Genomic DNA, 20,618 nt, shown 5'->3' with positions numbered 1-20,618 from the left:
TTCTTGTACAATATCAGGATGCTGTCTACATATACCTTGTCACAGGCGATTCTATCATTCGGATTTTCCGATAAATTCACAATTACATTTTCAACATTGACATAAAAACTTACAATTTGAAAAATTATTTATTAAATAAACTGTTACGATGTTTTTACATCGCCATCTTATTAAAAAGTAATTGTAGTCATCGACTGGGTTATATATGAAGAAATTTATCTTCCTAATGATAACACCATCGATTAATCTTCTGATGAAACTATATGTACTGCGATAGTGATCAAGTGCCAAAGATTTTGCAACAGGCAACTGGAGGGAAGCATTATGAATTTGCTCAATCTCAAGAATACGCTGCAAACATCTTTAGTAATCAGGCTAACTTTTTTATTTTTATTAACAACAATAATTATTTGGCTGCTATCTGTGCTTACCGCAGCTTATATATCAATGGTTCAGAAACGGCAGCATATAATAGAGGATTTATCCGTTCTATCCGAGATGAATATTGTACTAAGCAATCAACGGTTTGAAGAGGCTGAACGTGACGCTAAGAATTTAATGTATCAATGCTCATTAGCGACTGAGATTCATCATAACGATATTTTCCATGAGGTGAGCCGGCATCTATCTGTCGGTCCTTCAAATTGCACGCCGACGCTAAACGGAGAGAAGCACCGTCTCTTTCTGCAGTCCTCTGATATCGATGAAAAAAGCTTTCGTCGCGATAGTTTTATTCTTAATCATAAAAATGAGATTTCGTTATTATCTACTGATAACCCTTCAGATTATTCAACTCTACAGCCTTTAACGCGAAAAAGCTTTCCTTTATACCCAACCCATGCCGGGTTTTACTGGAGTGAACCAGAATACATAAACGGCAAAGGATGGCACGCTTCCGTTGCGGTTGCCGATCAGCAAGGCGTATTTTTTGGGGTGACGGTTAAACTTCCCGATCTCATTACTAAGAGCCACCTGCCATTAGATGATAGTATTCGAGTATGGCTGGATCAAAACAACCACTTATTGCCGTTTTCATACATCCCGCAAAAAATACGTACACAGTTAGAAAATGTAACGCTGCATGATGGATGGCAGCAAATTCCCGGATTTCTGATATTACGCACAACCTTGCATGGCCCCGGATGGAGTCTGGTTACGCTGTACCCATACGGTAATCTACATAATCGCATCTTAAAAATTATCCTTCAACAAATCCCCTTTACATTAACAGCATTGGTGTTGATGACGTCGGCTTTTTGCTGGTTACTACATCGCTCACTGGCCAAACCGTTATGGCGTTTTGTCGATGTCATTAATAAAACCGCAACTGCACCGCTGAGCACACGTTTACCAGCACAACGACTGGATGAATTAGATAGTATTGCCGGTGCTTTTAACCAACTGCTTGATACTCTACAAGTCCAATACGACAATCTGGAAAACAAAGTCGCAGAGCGCACCCAGGCGCTAAATGAAGCAAAAAAACGCGCTGAGCGAGCTAACAAACGTAAAAGCATTCATCTTACGGTAATAAGTCATGAGTTACGTACTCCGATGAATGGCGTACTCGGTGCGATTGAATTATTACAAACCACCCCTTTAAACATAGAGCAGCAAGGATTAGCTGATACCGCCAGAAATTGTACACTGTCTTTGTTAGCTATTATTAATAATCTGCTGGATTTTTCACGCATCGAGTCTGGTCATTTCACATTACATATGGAAGAAACAGCGTTACTGCCGTTACTGGACCAGGCAATGCAAACCATCCAGGGGCCAGCGCAAAGCAAAAAACTGTCATTACGTACTTTTGTCGGTCAACATGTCCCTCTCTATTTTCATACCGACAGTATCCGTTTACGGCAAATTTTGGTTAATTTACTCGGGAATGCGGTAAAATTTACCGAAACCGGAGGGATACGTCTGACGGTCAAGCGTCATGAGGAACAATTAATATTTCTGGTTAGCGATAGCGGTAAAGGGATTGAAATACAGCAGCAGTCTCAAATCTTTACTGCTTTTTATCAAGCAGACACAAATTCGCAAGGTACAGGAATTGGACTGACTATTGCGTCAAGCCTGGCTAAAATGATGGGCGGTAATCTGACACTAAAAAGTGTCCCCGGGGTTGGAACCTGTGTCTCGCTAGTATTACCCTTACAAGAATACCAGCCGCCTCAACCAATTAAAGGGACACTATCAGCGCCGTTCTGCCTGCATCGGCAACTGGCTTGCTGGGGAATACGCGGCGAACCACCCCACCAGCAAAATGCGCTTCTCAACGCAGAGCTTTTGTATTTCCCCGGAAAACTCTACGACCTGGCGCAACAGTTAATATTGCGTACACCAAATATGCCAGTAATAAATAATTTGTTACCCCCCTGGCAGTTGCAGATTCTTTTGGTTGATGATGCCGATATTAATCGGGATATCATCGGCAAAATGCTTGTCAGCCTGGGCCAACACGTCACTATTGCCGCCAGTAGTAACGAGGCTCTGACTTTATCACAACAGCAGCGATTCGATTTAGTACTGATTGACATTAGAATGCCAGAAATAGATGGTATTGAATGTGTACAATTATGGCACGATGAGCCGAATAATTTAGATCCTGACTGCATGTTTGTGGCGCTATCCGCTAGCGTAGCGGCAGAAGATATTCATCGTTGTAAAAAAAATGGGATTCATCATTACATTACCAAACCAGTGACATTGGCTACCTTAGCTCGCTATATCAGTATTGCCGCAGAATACCAACTTTTACGAAATATAGAGCTACAGGAGCAGGATCCGAGTCGCTGCTCAGCGCTACTGGCGACAGATGATGTGGTCATTAATAGCAAGATTTTCCAATCACTGGACCTCTTGCTGGCTGATATTGAAAATGCCGTATCGGCTGGAAAAAAAATTGATCAGTTAATTCACACATTAAAAGGCTGTTTAGGTCAAATAGGGCAGACTGAATTGGTATGCTATGTCATAGACATTGAGAATCGCGTAAAAATGGGGAAAATCATCGCGCTGGAGGAACTAACCGACTTACGCCAGAAAATACGTATGATCTTCAAAAACTACACCATTACTTAATATTATCTTAATTTTCGCGAGGGCAGCAAAATGAAAGAATATAAGATCTTATTAGTAGACGATCATGAAATCATCATTAACGGCATTATGAATGCCTTATTACCCTGGCCTCATTTTAAAATTGTAGAGCATGTTAAAAATGGTCTTGAGGTTTATAATGCCTGTTGCGCATACGAGCCTGACATACTTATCCTTGATCTTAGCTTACCTGGCATCAATGGCCTGGATATCATTCCTCAATTACATCAGCGTTGGCCAGCAATGAATATTCTGGTTTACACAGCATACCAACAAGAGTATATGACCATTAAAACTTTAGCCGCAGGTGCTAATGGCTATGTTTTAAAAAGCAGTAGTCAGCAAGTTCTGTTAGCGGCATTGCAAACAGTAGCAGTAAACAAGCGTTACATTGACCCAACGTTGAATCGGGAAGCTATCCTGGCTGAATTAAACGCTGACACGACCAATCATCAACTGCTTACTTTGCGCGAGCGTCAGGTTCTTAAACTTATTGACGAGGGGTATACCAATCATGGGATCAGCGAAAAGCTACATATCAGTATAAAAACCGTCGAAACACACCGGATGAATATGATGAGAAAGCTACAGGTTCATAAAGTGACAGAGTTACTTAACTGTGCCCGAAGAATGAGGTTAATAGAGTATTAACCAGGGGCGTCCGATGATATTAAGCATTGGTCATATTTTGATGAGCCTTACGCCACGCAGTATTGCTCATCATCGACAAAATCCATACGGATGCCCTGGTATGCCGCACCATTTATCACTACCTTAGTCTTCATTTGATCATGATATAGTAGAATCCCCTTATTTAACGGGCTTTACCATGTCGTATTCTATAGGCGAATTTGCCAGACTATGCGGTATCAATGCCGCCACGCTAAGGGCATGGCAGCGACGCTATGGTTTATTGAAACCGCAGCGTACTGATGGCGGGCATCGCTTATACAGCGATGACGATATTCGACAAGCGCTTAGCATTCTCGACTGGGTGAGAAAAGGCGTACCGATAAGCCAGGTCAAACCCTTACTGTCGCGTCCGGTTATTCGCCTGGGCGATAACTGGATAACGATCCAGGAGACGATGCTTCAACATCTCCACGAAGGGCGAATTGACGCGCTGCGGCAGTTGATTTATGACTGTGGCCGGGAATATCCCCGCGCAGAACTGGTGACCCATTTATTGCGTCCGTTGCGCAGCAAAGTGTCCGCGCACCTTCCCGCCGTGATGACGCTGCGCGAAATACTGGATGGCATCATTATTGCCTACACCTCTTTTTGCCTTGAAGGCGACAGAAAAGCGCCTGGCAACAATGCCTTTATTAGCGGATGGCATCTCTCGGATCACTGTGAAATCTGGCTGGAAGCGTTGACTCGTACCGGACAAGAGCTGCGGCTCAATGTGCTTCCCTCTCCCCCAGTCGTGCTGGCGCCCGAGCTGTTCGCCCAGAGAAAATGGTTCCTGGTGACCACCGGAAAGCTCACTGCCGGGCAGAAAAAACAGCTTGCCCAGTGGCGCAACGTGGTCGCTTCGCTGGAGGTTATCACACTATAAGCGCTGAAATAGATTTCTTCCCCTAATTATATCTTATTGATATTTAAGTACATCAAAAAAATCTCCGCGAAAACTTAGACAAAAAAACAAAGTTGTGTAAGTTTTAAATCAGCGTGAGATAACATTTTGCGCCATTGGCGTCAGTCGTCGTACTTTCAATAAGGGGGAATCATGAATAACAAACCCGTAGTCGGCATTAGCGGATGTCTGACTGGCGCCGCGGTACGCTTTGATGGCGGACATAAGCGTATGGATTTTGTCATGAACTCTCTGGCACCGTGGGTGGCCTACAAACCGATCTGCCCGGAGGTGGCGATCGGCCTGCCCGTGCCCCGCCCTGCGCTGCGTCTTATCCAGACGACCTGTGGCGACATTCGGATGCGCTATAGCCATGCCCCGCACGATGACGTCACCGAGCAAATGAATGCCTTTGCCGATCGGTTTCTGCCAACAATAGGCGAGCTGGCGGGGTTTATTGTGTGTGCAAAATCGCCCAGTTGCGGAATGGAGCGCGTTCGCCTGTATGATGAAAAGGGTAACAGGGGCCGCAAAGCTGGCACGGGGCTGTTTACCGCCGCGATGATGGACAAATATCCCTGGCTGCCGATAGAGGAAGATGGTCGCCTGCACGATCCGGTACTACGCGAGAATTTCATCGCACGTATCTTCGCGCTACATGAATTAAATGCGCTACGCGCGCAGGGCTTGAGTCGTCACAGTTTGCTCGCGTTTCATAGCCGATACAAACTTCAGCTTCTCGCCCACCACCAGGCCGGCTACCGCGAAATTGGCCCTTTCGTCGCGCGTCTGCATGAGTGGGACGATCTGGATGCCTTCTTTGTCCGATACAGAGAAAAACTGATGGCTATCCTGCGCCACCCCGCTTCACGTAAAAATCACACCAATGTGCTGATGCATATCCAGGGCTATTTTCACCGCGCGTTGAACAGCAGGCAACGCGCGGAATTACGCGAGGTGATTCTCGGCTACCGGGCGGGCCGACTACCTATCCTGGCACCGTTAACGCTGCTGAAGCACTATCTGGCGGAACATCCGGATGACTATCTACGCAGCCAGAATTATTTTGAGCCGTACCCTGATACATTAGGGCTGCGCTTAGCCATCACCTGATAACCCTGCGCATCGCTAACGGCGGGCAACCAGCCCGCCATGGTGACAATCGCGACGATTCAAAGGCGATGCCCACTAGCATTTCGTCATTGCCAACAGGCCGTTTCCACCATGATACCGGCTATGACCGCGCCAGAGCGTTAATCACGGTTTCCATAGCCTGTTTTTCTAACGCGCTACGTTGGATGCGTTGATTCGCCAGCGCGGTTCTTAACACGCCCGCAATAACAATATATTTAGGCTCCTGCCCCAGATCGCGCATTTCCAGCACGACCTTGCCCACCACCCGGCACATCTCGCGGTACAGTTCGTCATCTTTTGTCGGTTTTGTCATACGTTTTACTCGTCGCCAGCTCAAACCAACAGAATATAACAGTCTTCTCAATTAAACAAAATTTGATGCAAATCAAAGAAATAACGCTGTTTATTATTCATGGCTCATACGTTGTTCGTATTCTGGTCTCTGGCGAGGCCATTTTTTCGAAACGCCTAATCAGTTCCGCCAGGCTACCGGCCTGCATTTTTTCCATGACTCTGGCGCGGTGCACCTCTACGGTACGCACCGCGATATTCATCGCTTCCGCAATTTCACGGTTCATAAATCCTTTTGCCACCAGGCTGGCCAGCTCACGCTCTTTCGGCGTCAACTGCTGGTAACACAGTATAATCTCACGACGCGCCACCGCTGCCGATGAAACCGTCAGCGCACGCTCCAGCGCCGCCTGTAGCGGTTTTACCGATACCGGTTTTTGCAGAAAATCGACGGCGCCGCGTTTCATCTGCTCCACAGCCATCGGTACATCGCCATGCCCGGTAAGAAAAACAACCGCCAGGGTACTTCCGCACTGGCGCAACGCATCATGAACGCCCTGCCCATCCAGTACCGGCATTCGCATATCCAGTAATACGACCCCGGCCTGATACAGACTGGCCTGCGCCAAAAAATCCGCCCCCTGCGTCCAGCATTTTACGTCATATCCCAGACTTTCCAGTAAAAACGCGCACGCGTTAGTGACCGCCGTATCATCATCCAGTAGATGAATTGTCGCCATCCCTGCCCCCATTTTCATGTAAGAAATGTATCGTGACCACCGTTCCCGACAGACCATCCGGCGCGGTCTGGTTCCTGATGCTGATATCGCCCCGCCCATACCGCACCAGCCGCTGGCAAATCGCCAGCCCTAAGCCCATCCCCTCTTTGCGGGTGGTCATAAACGGCTGAAACGCCTGACGTAATAGCGCCTCGTCGATTCCCCCGGCGTTATCCTGTAAAACGATACTGATGCCGTTTTCAGTACGTTCAGCAACGACCCATAAATGGGTGGCGCCCGCCTGAGCCGCATTAAGAATGATATTCGCCAGCACCTGTTCCAGCAGCACTGACGGCAGCGTTACGCGCAGCGCAGCGCTAACCTCGGTATGCAGAGTCACTGTCGGAAACTGTTGCGCCATACGCAACAATTGCCAGACATGATCAATCGCCTCGCGAATGGCTATGGCCTTCCACGCTTCGGTTAGCACCGGGTTGCCCTGCGCCTGGCTGACCCAGTGACGCAGGTTACGCAGAGTATCCGCACCGCGTTGCGCCTGCTGGTCAATCTGCTCCAGCGCCGGCAGCAAGGGATGCTGTTCATCTGCAGCGCGCAGTCGAATCAGGCACCCCTGGGCATAATGTCGAATCGCGGAAAGCGGCTGATTAAGCTCATGGGCAAACCCGGAGGTCATTTCACCCAACACGCTCATTTGCCGGGCGGTTTCCAGCGCCCGCTCATGCTGATGAAGGACTACATTATTACGTTCCAGTTGTTTTCCGCGTCGACGCACCAGCAGCATGACCCAAATATAATTGAGCGTGAGCAACAGGAACGCCAGAATCACGCCACCGACCATTAGCTGGTGCTGGATTAACCAACTTTTGACATCCAGCCACAGTCGACGCTGCTGAGGGTGCTGACGAACATCACGCAGCAACGCTTCCACCTGACTGGTGGACGCAGGCGCGCCCCAGTGAAATGGCGCGGCGGCGGGCGCGTTGAATAGCGCTCGCGTTACGCGATCCGCCAGCGCATCGCTTACCGCAGGTAGCGCCGCGAACGACCAGTCAGGATATAACGGCGTACTGGTTAAGCAAGGCAGGGGCGTCGGTCGGGAAAGCAGCGCGATAAAGTCCTTTTTATTAATCAATCCTTCCTGATCCATATTTTCTAACAGGCACACTGGCACAATTGCCGCCTGCACCGCTTTTTCGCGCAGCATATAGACTAAGGCATCGCCAGGAAATCCGGTAAAACGGAGATGAAAATCGCGCTCCGGGCGTAAGCCCGCGTCGCTGAGCGCTTTATAGCCTAATAAATAGCCGCCAAACGCCTGAGCATCAATCGCGCCGACGGTCTTACCGATGAGATCATGCGCCGTGGTGATGCCGCTATCGCGTCGGGTCAAAATCACGCTGCCAATAACATTACTCACTGCTTTCCCATCGCGCGTGGAGCGCAGGGAAGCTAACCAGCGCAGCGGCGCATGGCTGTTCAGTTGGACAAATTGCGCCGGGTTGGTTATCACAAACTGCACGGTTCCCTGGTTAACGGCCTCCTGCATTTGATGCAGATCCAGCGGCTGGATGTGAAAGGTTTCGCCTGGAAGCTGTTGGCTTAATGTCTTTGCCAACGGTTGCCAGTGGCTACGCGTAGACGCCTCGCCGCGCATGGCCAAAATACCGATATTCCACGTCCCTGCCCACGCGCCATGACAAAGTAGCCCTACTGCCGCCAACACCGCCAGGCGCCTTACGGTTTTACCTCTCACCCCAATATCCCTGTCAATTATGTTGTTTTAGATCAACAACAAGCCGGGTATGTGGTTAACCACAATAGAGCACACCCCGTCTCGATTTTTACACTGTAAATCATCAACATTTTTTATTCATTACACATGAACCAACATCGTGACAAATGTTTCATTGTTGGCAATGTGGACGGGAGTCAATATGGACAGCAGTAAACGGCAATTTCTCCAGCAGCTCGGCGTCCTGACCGCTGGCGCCTCGCTGGTTCCGCTGGCTGAAGCGAAATTTCCTTTTTCGCCGGAGCGGCATGAAGGCTCTCCCCGACACCGTTACGCCATGCTTATCGACCTGCGGCGTTGTATCGGCTGTCAGTCCTGTACCGTAAGTTGCACTATTGAAAACCAAACGCCGCAGGGCGCGTTTCGTACGACCGTGAACCAATACCAGGTCCAGCGTGAAGGTAGTCAGGAAGTCACGAATGTGCTATTGCCGCGTCTGTGCAACCATTGCGATAACCCCCCCTGTGTGCCGGTCTGCCCGGTACAAGCCACCTTTCAGCGGGAAGATGGCATTGTGGTGGTGGATAACAAACGCTGCGTCGGCTGCGCCTATTGTGTCCAGGCGTGTCCTTACGACGCCCGATTTATCAATCATGAAACGCAAACTGCCGATAAATGCACGTTTTGCGTCCATCGTCTGGAAGCCGGACTGTTACCCGCTTGCGTAGAGTCCTGCGTCGGCGGCGCGCGTATTATTGGCGATATCAAAGATCCCCATAGCCGCATCGCCACCATGCTTCATCAGCATCGCGACGCTATCAAGGTATTAAAGCCGGAAAACGGCACGTCGCCCCATGTTTTCTACCTGGGTCTGGACGACGCCTTTGTCACCCCATTAATGGGCCGTGCGCAGCCCGCGCTTTGGCAGGAGGTCTGAATGACGCATTCACTCATCATTGAAGAAGTGCTGGCTCACCCGCAGGACATTAGCTGGCTGCCGTGGGCGGTACAATATTTCTTTTTTATTGGTATTGCCGCCTGCGCCGCACTGTTTGCCTGTTATCTTCACTGGCGGAAAAAAGACGCCGCAACAGAAGAAAATCGGGCATTACTGATTGCCATTACCTGTGCGATTACCGCACCGCTGGCGTTGACGGCGGATCTGCACCAGACCGCCCGCGTCTGGCATTTCTATGCCTGGCCGACGCCCTGGTCGTGGATGCCCTGGGGAGCGTTATTCCTGCCGCTGTTTACCGGATTTCTCGCTCTGTGGTTCCTGGCGCAGCAGATTAAACGATTATTCAATAAAAGTTACAACGTCACTAAATGGTTGGCGTTAGCCAGCGCGCTTTGCGCGGTGGGCCTGTTGATTTATACCGGCCGCGAAGTCTCCGTTGTGCTGGCGCGCCCAATCTGGTTTAGCTACGCCTTCCCCGTGGCGATGTTTCTTAGCGCCTTACAGGCGTTCTTCGCGCTGATGATTGTCGCCGCCCGACGCGACTCGGTAAGGCTGCCAAAAATATTGTGGGGACAAATCTGGGCGCTGGCGGCGCTGGGGCTGGTTGTGGCCATGTGGGTTAGCGGCGATACGCTTTCCGGCACGGCAATCCGTCAGTGGATTACCGTCGCCCTGTCAGCCAAATATTACGCTGTCGGCTGGGTAGCGCTGTGGGTATGCACACTGCTGTTCTGTAGCCTGGCGCTACGCCATCCGTTATCACAGCTAAGACGCGTCCTGCTGGTTCTCAGCGCGCTGGCGCTATGTTGGCTGATGCGCTGGACATTGTTGATTCAGGTACAAACCGTCCCCAAGTTCAACGCGCAATTTAACCCTTACTCGTTACCAGGCGGAACGGATGGCTGGCTGGCTATTCTCGGCACCTTCGGCCTGTGGATAGCGCTACTGATTATTATTCGTGAAACGCTGAACGGACTCACCAGGAGATTACAACATGGCTAATTTAACCCGTCGTCAGTGGCTAAAAGTCGGTCTCGCCGTCGGTGGGATGGTCACTTTTGGTCTGAGCTACCGTGATGTGGCGAAACGCGCAATTGATGGCCTGTTAAACGGGACATCCGGCAAGGTAACGCGCGACCGCATCTTTGGCAATGCGTTAATTCCGGAGGCGCAGGCGCAAACGCACTGGCAGCAAAATCCACAACAAACCATCGCCATGACGCAATGCTTCGGCTGTTGGACACAGTGCGGTATCCGCGCCCGGGTTAATGCCGATGGCAAAGTGATACGCATCGCCGGCAATCCCTATCACCCCTTGTCGCAGGAACACCCGATTGACTCGTCCGTCCCTTTTAGCGAAGCCATGGAGCAACTGGCGGGAGAAAGCGGTCTTGATGCCCGCTCAACCGCCTGCGCGCGCGGCGCCACGCTGCTGGAAAGCCTGTACAGTCCGCTACGACTGCTTGAACCGATGAAACGCGTGGGTAAACGCGGCGAAGGGAAATGGCAGCGCATCAGCTTTGAGCAGCTTATTGAAGAAGTCGTGGAAGGCGGCGATCTGTTTGGCGAGGGTCATGTGGACGGACTGCGCGCGATTCATGCGCCGGATACGCCAATTGACGCAAAGCACCCCAGTTTCGGGCCCAAAACCAATCAGTTACTGGTCACAAATACCAGCGACGAAGGCCGCGATGCGTTTCTGCGTCGTTTTGCGCTAAATAGCTTCGGCAGCAAGAATTTCGGCGCGCATGGTGCCTACTGTGGACTGGCTTACCGGGCCGGCTCCGGGGCGCTGATGGGCGATCTGGATAAAAACCCGCATGTCAAACCCGACTGGGAAAACGTGGAGTTTGCGCTCTTTATGGGCACCTCCCCGGCACAGTCCGGTAATCCGTTTAAACGCCAGGCGCGTCAGTTGGCGAGCGCCCGGCTGCGTGAGAATTTTCAATACGTCGTGGTCGCCCCCGCCCTGCCCTTATCAACGGTGCTCGCCGATCCTCGCGGTCGCTGGCAACCGGTCATGCCCGGCAGCGATTCGGCGCTGGCAATGGGGATGATCCGCTGGATCATGGATAATCAACGTTATAATGCTGATTATCTGGCGATTCCCGGCGTACAGGCTATGCAGCAGGCCGGCGAGCAAAGTTGGACCAACGCCACGCACCTGGTCATTGCGGATGAACTGCCGACGCTTGCCGGACAACACCTGACGCTGCGCCATCTTACGCCCGATGGCGAAGAGACCCCTGTCGTACTGAATACCGACGGCGAGTTGGTCGATGCATCCACTTGCCGACAGGCACGGCTTTTCGTGACGCAGTACGTTACGCTCGCCGACGGCCAACGGGTCACGGTGAAGAGCGGGTTGCAACGCCTGAAAGAGGCGGCAGAAAAGCTCTCGTTGGCGCAATACAGCGAACAGTGCGGCGTGCCGGAAGCGCAAATTATCGCGCTGGCGGAAACCTTTACCGCTCACGGACGTAAAGCCGCAGTCATCAGTCACGGCGGCATGATGGCCGGCAATGGGTTTTATAACGCCTGGTCGGTCATGATGCTTAACGCGCTGATCGGCAACCTCAGCTTGTCCGGCGGCGTCTTTGTCGGCGGCGGCAAATTCAACGGCGTTAGCGACGGCCCCCGCTACAACATGAACAGTTTTGCCGGAAAAGTGAAACCGTCAGGGTTAAGTATTGCCCGTAGCAAAACCGCTTATGAAGCATCGGAAGAATACCGCGACAAAATTGCCGGCGGGCAATCCCCTTATCCAGCCAAAGCGCCGTGGTATCCCTTTGTGGCAGGCCAGCTTACCGAACTGTTGACCTCCGCGCTCGAAGGCTATCCTTATCCGCTTAAAGCCTGGATTTCCAATATGAGCAACCCGTTTTACGGTGTTCCCGGTCTACGCGCCGTGGCGGAAGAAAAACTAAAAGACCCTCGCCGACTGCCGCTCTTTATCGCGATTGACGCCTTTATGAATGAAACGACGGCGCTGGCGGATTACATTGTGCCGGATACGCACAATTTTGAGAGCTGGGGCTTTACGGCGCCCTGGGGCGGCGTAGCCAGTAAAGCCACTACCGCCCGCTGGCCGGTTGTCGCCCCCGCCACTCACCGCACGGCGGACGGGCAACCTGTCTCAATGGAAGCATTTTGTATTGCGGTAGCAAAACGGCTCCATCTGCCCGGCTTCGGCGACCGGGCGATAACCGATCCGCAGGGCAATACTTTTCCACTGAACCGGGCGGAAGACTTCTATCTGCGCGTAGCCGCTAATATCGCCTTTATGGGCAAGACGCCGGTCGCGCTGGCAAATCAGGAAGATATTTCGCTTACCGGCGTCAGCCGCATTCTGCCAGCAATTCAGCACACGCTTAAAGCTGATGAGGTCGGTCGCGTGGCGTTTATCTACTCGCGTGGCGGCCGGTTTGCGCCCGAGGATAGCGGCTATACGGAGCAACGGTTAGGTAACGCGTGGAAAAAACCCTTACAGATCTGGAATGCAGATGTCGCCGCCCACCGTCACGCCATCACCGGGGAGCGCTTCAGCGGTTGCCCGGTCTGGTATCCGGCGCGTTTGTCAGATGGTCGTGCGATTGACGACCAGTTTCCCATTGGGCAATGGCCGCTGAAACTGATTTCATTTAAATCAAATACCATGTCCAGCTCAACAGCCGTCATCCCGCGCTTACACCATGTGAAGCCAGCAAACCTGGTGGCGCTGAATCCGCAAGATGGCGAGCGTTATGGACTGCAACATGGCGATCGGGTACGGATCATTACGCCGGGCGGTCAGGTCGTGGCGCAAATCAGTTTGTTAAATGGCGTGATGCCAGGCGTCATCGCCATCGAACACGGATATGGCCACCGCGAGATGGGCGCAACGCAGCACTCTCTGGATGGCGTGCCTATGCCGTATGATCCACAAATCAGGGCAGGCATAAATCTTAACGATCTGGGCTTTGCCGATCCGACAAGAACCATTACCAACACCTGGCTCGACTGGGTTTCTGGCGCGGCAGTACGTCAGGGGCTGCCGGCAAAAATCGAGCGTATATAACCCCCGGGCCGGAGAGCGATATCGTCTTATTTCGTCGAGGGTAGCGACTGATAAGCGAACGCTGTCCGGCTGCATATACTCACTGAATCGTGCAAGCCCAACTATTTTACGTTCACCCCGTCATATTACATAGAAAATATATGACAACACTCACAAAACTATTTTCCCCTTCTGTAAGCAATTAATATTTAACACATTGGCTGCGCTTCTGATTATTGACATTCATTTGGGGTTACTTCCGGTTGACCGCATAATCTGTGATTGAATTCACCGCATGACAACATTGCCATAAATACAATTCAACTCACTACCCGGAGGCAATATGTTTAAAGAAGAAAGACGTCATGCCATCATTAATTTACTGATAAAGGATAATAGTGTTAGCGTCAGTAAACTTTCAGACCTTTATAAGGTTAGCCAGGAGACTATTCGTTCCGATCTACGCTATTTCCAGAAATCAGGTATGCTTCAGCGTTGCTATGGCGGAGGGATTTTAAACCGTGACGCGCTGAGTAAGCTTATCACTGAAAATAAGATTGATATCTCCAGCACTATCGCCACGCCAATCCATCAGGATGCAAAACTGCGCCGGGAAAACACAAAAAAAGCAGGCAAGGTGTGTGTTTTAGGCTCATTCAATATTGATGTTTCAGCAACCGTGCCGTGGTTTCCACAAAGCGGAGAATCCATTCTGGCCAGTCAATTTGGATTCTATCCTGGCGGTAAAGGAGCCAACCAGGCTTTAGCGGCGAACAATGCCGGCGCTGCGGCGCATTTTATTTTTAAAGTGGGCAAAGATCAGTTCAGCGCATTTGCTATGAATCATATTATTCAATCAGGCATCGCCTCATACAGCGCGTATCAAACAGATAAAGCGCCCACCGGTAGCGCATTGATCTATGTCTCCGCCGTGGATGGCGATAATATTATCGCCATCTACCCTGGCGCCAATATGATGCTCACCACGCAAGAGATTAATGAGCAACACCGTTATATCGCCGAGTCTGACGTTATGTTAATGCAGCTCGAAACGAACATTGAAGCGTTGACTGAATTTATTCGCCTGGGCAAACAAGAAAATAAAATGATCATGCTGAATCCTGCCCCCTATACGAAACAGGTGACGCATTTATTATCTGATATTGACATCATCACGCCGAATGAAACTGAAGCCTCTTTTTTATCCGGCGTAACCATTACTGATATTAATGATGCGAAAAAAGCCGGAAATATTATTCTGCAATCCGGGGTGAAAAAAGTCATCATTACCCTTGGCGCCCGTGGATCTCTGCTCTGTGAGCACGCCCGCACGTTGTATATTCCTGCGTGGAGCGCCGTGGTAAAAGATGCCGCTGGGGCCGGTGACGCTTTTAATGGCGCCTTAGCCGCCGCGCTGGCGCGACAAGCAGACATGGTCGCAGCCATTCAATATGCCTCCGCTTTCGCTTCTCTGGCGGTGGAACAAGTCGGTGCGTCGAGTATGCCTCAGCACTTGCAGGTTTTACATCGAATGCGTACCCAATCTAATAAAGTCATTCACATTAATTAACAGGTGACATAATGAAAATTTTATTTATTGGCGAATCCTGGCACATTCATATGATTCACTCTAAAGGTTTTGATAGCTTTACATCGAGCAAATATGAAGAAGGCGCAGACTATTTATTATCCTGCTTACGCCAGGGTAATATCGATGTGGACTACATGCCTGCCCATATTGTGCAAACTCGTTTTCCACAAACCGCCGAAGCATTAGCCTGCTATGATGCGATCGTCATCAGTGATATCGGTAGCAATACGTTCCTGCTACAAAACAGAACGTTTTATAATATGGACATTATTCCTGATGCATTACAACTTATCGCGGATTATGTTGCTGAGGGCGGCGGTCTGTTGATGATCGGCGGATATTTATCCTTTACGGGAATAGAAGCAAAAGCCAATTATAAAAATACGGTTCTGGCGGAGGTATTGCCGGTTGATATGCTGGATGTAGATGACCGCGTAGAACTACCGCAAGGATGTAAAGCAGTAAATACTGCGGTAGAGCATGTTATTACCCAGCCATTTAGCGAATGGCCGCCGCTATTGGGCTATAACAAGCTTATCGCCAAAGAAAATAGTCAGGTCCTTGCTGAAATTAATGGCGATCCACTGTTAGTTATGGGTACTTACCATAAAGGGAAAGTATGTTGCTTTGCCAGTGATTGTTCACCGCACTGGGGAAGCCCGCAGTTTCTGCAATGGGAACATTACGCCACCTTCTGGTGTAATGTTTTACACACAATAAAAAAATAATATTACCCAGGCGAATATAAATTTCGCCTGCCCTGCCACACACTGAGTCATTAAGAATATGAATGATACTTATCTCTATGGCGAAATGTTTTCTGAAAACATATTGACAAGCTATCGGATTTATGGAGACAGAAAATCATTACTCACGCCGCTCATTATCCTTCACGGCGGCCCTTCTGGCGGCTTTGATTATTTATTAAATTATCGCCGTCTGGCTGATGACGGGCGCATGGTAATATTTTACGATCAATATGGCTGCGGTCGTTCAACGCATTTTCCTCATGCCGACGCGTCTTTCTGGACTATTGCGCGTTATCTCCGTCAATTAACCCAATTAATTCATCACCTGGGTATTGGACACGGGTATTCGATACTGGGACATTCCTGGGGCGGAATGCTTGCCGCAGAGCACGCCTGCTTACAGCCTGCCGGGCTTCGCGGGACGATACTGGCCAGTTCGCCGGCCAGTATCGCCCTGTGGCAACAGGAAGCCATACGGCTCTTTAACGCTCTGACGCCAATGTCCGATGACGATATCAAAAACGTCATTATGCCCGCCGTCATTTATCAAAACCCACCGGAACAGCTGGTCGCTTATTATGCCAGACACGTTTATACCCTCGCGGAAGAAGCCATTCATGTTCAGCGCTCTAATGCGCAGTTCGCCGCCGACCCTACGGGTTATCACATTTTATGGGGAACCAATGAACTGGCGGCAAATGGCAAACTTGCCGACTGGGATATTACGCCCCATTTGTGCCAGATACGCTGTCCTGTTCTGGTACTACGCGGCGAAAACGATCAGGCAACCGAGCGCGTCGTCTCTCCGCTTCTCTCTCACATTTCAGACTGCCGCGCGGTCACTATTCCCGGCAGCAGCCATAACCCGCATGAAGAAAATATCGCGCCCTGCCTCGCAGCGGTAAGCGCGTTTTTACGCGATCTGGCATAAAAAGCCATTAAGGTATTTATCATGAAAAAAGTCAAAAAATTGTCTCTTACCGATTTAGTGCTTTATGGTCTGGTGTTTATGGTGCCTATCGCGCCAGTCTCTCTTTATGGCGTCGTTTATAATCTTTCGCACGGTATGGTTGCGCTGGTTTATATTATTGGCGCGATCGCGATGTTTTTTACCGCGTACAGCTACTCTACCTTATCGCAACATATCTCCTCGTCGGGTTCGGCCTATGCGTATGCTGGCGTATGCATTAATCCCGCCGTAGGGTTTCTGACCGGATGGATATTACTGCTGGATTATCTTTTGTTCCCTACGCTCGTGGCAGTGCTGGGCGGCGTCGCGGTCCACGCTATTTTACCGCAAATCCCGGTCTGGGTCTGGCCGTTGATTTATGTGGCTATTGGCACCGGAGTCAACTATCTCGGGATACAGCAAACGGCGAAATTCGATAAGTTACTGGTCTTTATTCAACTCGGTATTCTGGCGATTTTCGTGCTACTCATTATCCGTCTGATGATGCAGGACAGTAGTCAGATAACGCTTTCCTTCCGGCCTTTTTTCGATTCACAGTGGTTCACCCCAGGGCTCATCGCGACGGCGATTTCGGTGGCTGCGCTGAACTTTCTCGGCTTTGACGCTATCAGTACATTAAGTGAAGAAAGCGAAGGCGGGGGACGCGCCGTCAGTAAAGCAACGCTGTTGGCGTTAGTTTTGGCGACGGTACTGTTTATTATCGTTGTGGCGTTTGCGGCGTTCGCCACCGGTAATGTCGACCGCTTCGCGGAAGGCAATGCGACGAATGAAGCATTTTTCACCATTGCCGGCAACGTTGGCGGTATCTGGCTCAAAGTGGCGTTTTCCATCATTGTGGCGTTTGTGTGCGCCGTCGGCAACATTATTACCGCGCAAACGGCGGTGTCCAGAGTGTTATTTTCAATGGGGCGCGACCGAATGTTGCCCGCCTTCCTCGCTCACGTCCATACCACGCGTAAAACGCCGGATTATGCCATTCTGTTTACCGGCGGCGTCACCCTGCTGCTCAGCTACCTGTTTTCCGGCAAGATTGAATCTATCTCCACGCTGGTGAACTTTGGCGCGCTTTTCGCTTTTTTTGTCGTGAACCTGTGTGTGTTTATCCTGTTCAATTTCCGGATGAAAGCCCAGCGGCGCATTTTCGCCCATGTCATTTCGCCGATCATGGGGATGATCGTCATCGGCTACGTCTGTTTAAACATGAACATTCACGCTCTGATACTCGGAATTAGCTGGGCGGCGATCGGGATAGCGATACTGTGCTATCGAAAAGCACACAACCAAAACATCGCCATCGACCTGGAAGGCAAAAAGTTGCTCGATTGACATTATGCGCAACAACACCAGCTGTTGCGCAACGCCGTCCCTGTTCGGGCGGCGTCATCGCCAGCGACATCGTAAACAGCGTAATAACAAACCGTTGTGGATCTGCACAGATGTCTTTTGAAACAGGGTTTTCATTTTCCTTTTTTGTAAATTTCAGCGTATAATGCGCGCCAATTGTCTCTTGAATGGTTTCAGCGCATTGGACTGTAAAACTCAACGACTAAAATTATCCCCTTCCCGTTGGGCTGAAACGCGAGCACACATTCCTCTGCACGCTCTTTCGATGTCACCTATCCTTAGAGCGAGGCATCATCACTTTAGCAACACAGGCTTAGCTTCCGGGCCGTGCGCGCCCGAAGCCAGATTTCCATATCCTCCTCAACTTAAAGACTAAGACTGTCATGAAAAAGACGAAAATTGTTTGTACTATCGGTCCGAAAACCGAATCCGAAGAGATGTTAAGCAAAATGCTGGACGCGGGCATGAACGTGATGCGTCTGAACTTCTCTCATGGCGATTATGCAGAACACGGTCAGCGTATCCAGAACTTGCGCAACGTGATGAGCAAAACTGGTAAAAAAGCCGCTATTCTGCTTGATACTAAAGGACCAGAAATCCGCACCATTAAACTGGAAGGCGGTAACGACGTTTCGCTGAAAGCGGGCCAAACCTTTACTTTTACCACCGACAAATCCGTGGTCGGTAATAATGAAATCGTTGCCGTCACCTATGAAGGCTTCACCAGCGACCTGAGCGTTGGCAACACCGTCCTGGTTGACGATGGTCTGATCGGTATGGAAGTGACCGCCATCGAAGGCAATAAAGTCATTTGTAAGGTGCTGAACAACGGCGATCTGGGCGAGAACAAAGGCGTTAACCTGCCGGGCGTTTCTATTGCTCTGCCGGCGCTGGCTGAAAAAGACAAACAGGACCTGATCTTCGGTTGTGAACAGGGCGTTGACTTTGTTGCGGCGTCCTTTATCCGTAAACGTTCTGACGTTGTCGAAATTCGCGAGCATCTGAAAGCTCACGGCGGCGAAAATATCCAGATTATCTCTAAGATCGAAAACCAGGAAGGCCTGAACAACTTCGATGAAATTCTCGAAGCTTCCGACGGCATCATGGTTGCGCGTGGCGACCTGGGCGTAGAAATCCCGGTTGAAGAAGTGATTTTTGCGCAGAAAATGATGATCGAAAAATGTATCCGCGCACGTAAAGTCGTGATCACCGCGACTCAGATGCTGGATTCTATGATCAAAAACCCGCGTCCGACCCGCGCAGAAGCAGGCGACGTTGCGAACGCCATCCTCGACGGTACGGATGCGGTTATGCTGTCCGGCGAATCCGCAAAAGGGAAATACCCGCTGGAAGCCGTTTCTATCATGGCGACCATCTGCGAACGTACCGACCGTGTCATGAACAGCCGTCTGGACTACAACAACGACAGCCGTAAACTGCGCATTACGGAAGCGGTATGCCGCGGTGCGGTAGAAACCGCCGAAAAACTGGAAGCGCCGCTGATCGTGGTAGCGACCCAGGGCGGTAAATCCGCTCGCGCCGTGCGTAAATACTTCCCGGACGCCACCATCCTGGCATTGACCACCAATGAAGTGACCGCCCGTCAGTTAGTACTGAGCAAAGGCGTGGTATCGCAGCTGGTGAAAGAAATCAATTCTACTGATGATTTCTACCGTCTGGGCAAAGATGTCGCCCTGCAAAGCGGCCTCGCCCAGAAAGGCGACGTCGTAGTGATGGTCTCCGGCGCGCTGGTTCCAAGCGGCACCACTAACACCGCCTCTGTTCACGTACTGTAATAATTGTTGTGTGAATTAATTTGTTTAAAAAAGCGCCCTTCCGGCGCTTTTTTTATTTAATCGATAGCCACTATTAATAAAAAAATCAAATCGGATTTTACTATCTAATTGCGGATTATCTAAGAAGAATCCGATGGAAGCCCCCTGTTTTCTTTCGGTTTTTTAGGGACTTTCATGCATTTCGATGCTTCTTTGAGCGAACGATCAAAAATAAGTGCATTCCCATCAAAAAAATATTCTCAACATAAAAAAGTTTGTGTAATACTTGTAACGCTACATGGAGATTAACTCAATCTAGAGGGTATTAATAATGAATCGTACTAAACTGGTACTGGGCGCGGTAATCCTGGGTTCTACTCTGCTGGCTGGTTGCTCCAGCAACGCTAAAATCGATCAGCTGTCTTCTGACGTTCAGACTCTGAACGCTAAAGTTGACCAGCTGAGCAACGACGTGAACGCAATGCGTTCCGACGTTCAGGCTGCTAAAGACGACGCAGCTCGCGCTAACCAGCGTCTGGACAACCAGGCTACTAAATACCGTAAGTAATAGTACCTGCGTAATAAAAATGGCGCACATCGTGCGCCATTTTTTTTAC

At 50.2% G+C, this 20,618-nt stretch carries 16 protein-coding genes; 13 read left to right on the top strand and 3 right to left on the bottom strand.

Annotated features, from left to right (window positions below; all coding sequences use genetic code 11):
• Positions 1 to 324: 324 nt before the first annotated feature.
• From HV477_RS00810 to mlrB, 4 genes are all read left to right on the top strand, one after another.
• Positions 325 to 3,087, top strand: coding sequence for a two component system sensor kinase (locus tag HV477_RS00810; RefSeq protein ID WP_079898970.1), 2,763 nt, complete (start codon positions 325 to 327; stop codon positions 3,085 to 3,087).
• Positions 3,088 to 3,117: 30 nt separating this feature from the next.
• Entirely contained in the window at positions 3,118 to 3,756 is a 639-nt protein-coding gene (locus HV477_RS00805) for a two component system response regulator (protein ID WP_000666335.1), read from the top strand.
• Positions 3,757 to 3,934: 178 nt separating this feature from the next.
• Complete coding sequence (locus HV477_RS00800) at positions 3,935 to 4,663, top strand: MerR family transcriptional regulator (RefSeq protein WP_000122321.1); 729 nt, start codon at positions 3,935 to 3,937, stop codon at positions 4,661 to 4,663.
• A 171-nt stretch (positions 4,664 to 4,834) separates the two neighbouring features.
• Entirely contained in the window at positions 4,835 to 5,794 is a 960-nt protein-coding gene (gene mlrB / locus HV477_RS00795; protein WP_175064916.1) for a transcriptional regulator MlrB, read from the top strand.
• Positions 5,795 to 5,915: 121 nt separating this feature from the next.
• On the opposite strand, the gene fumD is transcribed toward mlrB, so the two are convergent.
• The 3 genes from fumD to ttrS all read right to left on the bottom strand — a co-directional run bounded on the left by fumD (position 5,916) and on the right by ttrS (position 8,599).
• Positions 5,916 to 6,128 carry a fumarate hydratase FumD gene (gene fumD, locus HV477_RS00790; RefSeq protein WP_000165779.1) on the bottom strand — a complete coding sequence of 71 codons (213 nt, stop codon included), beginning with the start codon at positions 6,126 to 6,128 and terminating at the stop codon, positions 5,916 to 5,918.
• Between the two features lie 97 nt (positions 6,129 to 6,225).
• Positions 6,226 to 6,846, bottom strand: a complete 621-nt coding sequence (gene ttrR, locus HV477_RS00785; protein ID WP_000190927.1) for a tetrathionate respiration response regulator TtrR — start codon at positions 6,844 to 6,846, stop codon at positions 6,226 to 6,228.
• Positions 6,821 to 8,599 (bottom strand): tetrathionate respiration histidine kinase TtrS, encoded by a 1,779-nt coding sequence (gene ttrS / locus HV477_RS00780; RefSeq protein ID WP_079898968.1) that lies wholly within the window; start codon positions 8,597 to 8,599, stop codon positions 6,821 to 6,823. The genes ttrR and ttrS overlap by 26 nt, the downstream gene beginning before the upstream one ends.
• A gap of 181 nt (positions 8,600 to 8,780) precedes the next feature.
• Between ttrS and ttrB the strand changes: the two genes are divergently transcribed.
• The 9 genes from ttrB to lpp all read left to right on the top strand — a co-directional run bounded on the left by ttrB (position 8,781) and on the right by lpp (position 20,569).
• Positions 8,781 to 9,515 carry a tetrathionate reductase subunit TtrB gene (ttrB, locus tag HV477_RS00775; protein WP_001523928.1) on the top strand — a complete coding sequence of 245 codons (735 nt, stop codon included), beginning with the start codon at positions 8,781 to 8,783 and terminating at the stop codon, positions 9,513 to 9,515.
• Positions 9,516 to 10,538: a tetrathionate reductase subunit TtrC gene (gene ttrC / locus HV477_RS00770; protein WP_023238411.1), complete on the top strand. Its 1,023-nt coding sequence runs from the start codon at positions 9,516 to 9,518 to the stop codon at positions 10,536 to 10,538. It abuts the gene before it with no gap.
• Entirely contained in the window at positions 10,531 to 13,593 is a 3,063-nt protein-coding gene (gene ttrA, locus HV477_RS00765; protein WP_020839383.1) for a tetrathionate reductase subunit TtrA, read from the top strand. Before ttrC ends, ttrA begins: the two co-directional genes overlap by 8 nt.
• A 322-nt stretch (positions 13,594 to 13,915) precedes the next feature.
• Positions 13,916 to 15,142 carry a PfkB family carbohydrate kinase gene (locus HV477_RS00760; protein ID WP_000471815.1) on the top strand — a complete coding sequence of 409 codons (1,227 nt, stop codon included), beginning with the start codon at positions 13,916 to 13,918 and terminating at the stop codon, positions 15,140 to 15,142.
• 11 nt (positions 15,143 to 15,153) lie between these two features.
• Positions 15,154 to 15,891, top strand: coding sequence for a glutamine amidotransferase (locus HV477_RS00755; RefSeq protein WP_000697187.1), 738 nt, complete (start codon positions 15,154 to 15,156; stop codon positions 15,889 to 15,891).
• 58 nt (positions 15,892 to 15,949) lie between these two features.
• Positions 15,950 to 16,843: a proline iminopeptidase-family hydrolase gene (locus HV477_RS00750; protein WP_079898967.1), complete on the top strand. Its 894-nt coding sequence runs from the start codon at positions 15,950 to 15,952 to the stop codon at positions 16,841 to 16,843.
• Positions 16,844 to 16,864: 21 nt separating this feature from the next.
• Positions 16,865 to 18,208 (top strand): APC family permease, encoded by a 1,344-nt coding sequence (locus HV477_RS00745; RefSeq protein WP_000756080.1) that lies wholly within the window; start codon positions 16,865 to 16,867, stop codon positions 18,206 to 18,208.
• Between the two features lie 401 nt (positions 18,209 to 18,609).
• On the top strand, positions 18,610 to 20,022 hold the full coding sequence (gene pykF, locus HV477_RS00740) for a pyruvate kinase PykF (protein WP_000751447.1): 1,413 nt from the start codon (positions 18,610 to 18,612) through the stop codon (positions 20,020 to 20,022).
• Positions 20,023 to 20,332: 310 nt separating this feature from the next.
• Positions 20,333 to 20,569 (top strand): murein lipoprotein Lpp, encoded by a 237-nt coding sequence (gene lpp, locus HV477_RS00735; protein WP_001082307.1) that lies wholly within the window; start codon positions 20,333 to 20,335, stop codon positions 20,567 to 20,569.
• Positions 20,570 to 20,618 lie beyond the last annotated feature (49 nt).

Origin of the sequence: Salmonella sp. SG203 (assembly GCF_013350575.1) — a bacterium.
Classification (GTDB): domain Bacteria; phylum Pseudomonadota; class Gammaproteobacteria; order Enterobacterales; family Enterobacteriaceae; genus Salmonella; species Salmonella enterica.
This window is presented reverse-complemented; position numbering and strand designations above follow the sequence as displayed.

What these genes read in the sequence shown, in the direction of transcription:
- HV477_RS00810 (WP_079898970.1), top strand. Translation starts at nt 325, where the DNA reads ATGAATTTGCTCAATCTCAAGAATACGCTGCAAACATCTTTAGTAATC.
- HV477_RS00805 (WP_000666335.1), top strand. Translation starts at nt 3,118, where the DNA reads ATGAAAGAATATAAGATCTTATTAGTAGACGATCATGAAATCATCATT.
- HV477_RS00800 (WP_000122321.1), top strand. Translation starts at nt 3,935, where the DNA reads ATGTCGTATTCTATAGGCGAATTTGCCAGACTATGCGGTATCAATGCC.
- mlrB (WP_175064916.1), top strand. Translation starts at nt 4,835, where the DNA reads ATGAATAACAAACCCGTAGTCGGCATTAGCGGATGTCTGACTGGCGCC.
- fumD (WP_000165779.1), bottom strand. Translation starts at nt 6,128, where the DNA reads ATGACAAAACCGACAAAAGATGACGAACTGTACCGCGAGATGTGCCGG.
- ttrR (WP_000190927.1), bottom strand. Translation starts at nt 6,846, where the DNA reads ATGGCGACAATTCATCTACTGGATGATGATACGGCGGTCACTAACGCG.
- ttrB (WP_001523928.1), top strand. Translation starts at nt 8,781, where the DNA reads ATGGACAGCAGTAAACGGCAATTTCTCCAGCAGCTCGGCGTCCTGACC.
- ttrC (WP_023238411.1), top strand. Translation starts at nt 9,516, where the DNA reads ATGACGCATTCACTCATCATTGAAGAAGTGCTGGCTCACCCGCAGGAC.
- ttrA (WP_020839383.1), top strand. Translation starts at nt 10,531, where the DNA reads ATGGCTAATTTAACCCGTCGTCAGTGGCTAAAAGTCGGTCTCGCCGTC.
- HV477_RS00760 (WP_000471815.1), top strand. Translation starts at nt 13,916, where the DNA reads ATGTTTAAAGAAGAAAGACGTCATGCCATCATTAATTTACTGATAAAG.
- HV477_RS00755 (WP_000697187.1), top strand. Translation starts at nt 15,154, where the DNA reads ATGAAAATTTTATTTATTGGCGAATCCTGGCACATTCATATGATTCAC.
- HV477_RS00750 (WP_079898967.1), top strand. Translation starts at nt 15,950, where the DNA reads ATGAATGATACTTATCTCTATGGCGAAATGTTTTCTGAAAACATATTG.
- HV477_RS00745 (WP_000756080.1), top strand. Translation starts at nt 16,865, where the DNA reads ATGAAAAAAGTCAAAAAATTGTCTCTTACCGATTTAGTGCTTTATGGT.
- pykF (WP_000751447.1), top strand. Translation starts at nt 18,610, where the DNA reads ATGAAAAAGACGAAAATTGTTTGTACTATCGGTCCGAAAACCGAATCC.
- lpp (WP_001082307.1), top strand. Translation starts at nt 20,333, where the DNA reads ATGAATCGTACTAAACTGGTACTGGGCGCGGTAATCCTGGGTTCTACT.